The 626-nt window shown below is 36.1% G+C and carries 1 protein-coding gene; it reads right to left on the reverse strand.

Features of this window, described 5'->3' with window-relative positions; genetic code table 11:
• Window positions 1–269 precede the first annotated feature (269 nt).
• Window positions 270–626: hypothetical protein (locus C1I89_RS35025; RefSeq protein WP_219929642.1), on the reverse strand; the 357-nt coding region annotated here is incomplete at its 5' end.

The following is a 626-nucleotide window of genomic DNA, read 5'->3' on the forward strand; positions in this document are numbered from 1 at the left end:
TCTCGCGCTTAACGCGCTCGATTGGCCGTGCTGCGCACGGCCGGTCTGGTATTAAAATACGTATGTAGATTGCCCAACCAGAAATTTACGTATGTAGTTTTTGTACCAAAACGCTACGCGTGGTCATTTGGTCAGGGGTGAGGGTAATAATGGGTTTCCTCACCTCTGACCACGTTCACACTTAAGAAAAAAAATTTTTAAGAAAATTCTCAATTTAGATAACCTAAATTTCACTATAGTTTTATTTAATCTATTTTTATATACTTACCTTAGTCTGCATGAAACCAAAGCTTAAAGTTGTGATCAACTGTCTGTGTACTTCCACTTCTATTTACAAACACAAGGTATAACCTATTTTGTACTCCTGTTGTAGAACCAGAACCATTGTATTTTGTCACCAAATTTAGTTTTCTATTGTGTGACAAATAAAAAGCAGTAGATGCATTTTCATTACTATAGTAATGGAGTTCTTTAAAGTCATCTTTCAAAGTAGTTAAGGTATAACCTCCTTGATATGCCACGAAATCTGTATAAACAGGTGCCACTGTTCCATGTGGAGCCAATATTAAATAACAATCAACAAATGTTGAAGCACGGTGTAATCGAGTTTGTAACCCAATTAACCT

This window comes from Achromobacter pulmonis (genome assembly GCF_002885955.2).
GTDB lineage: Bacteria > Pseudomonadota > Gammaproteobacteria > Burkholderiales > Burkholderiaceae_B > Achromobacter > Achromobacter pulmonis_A.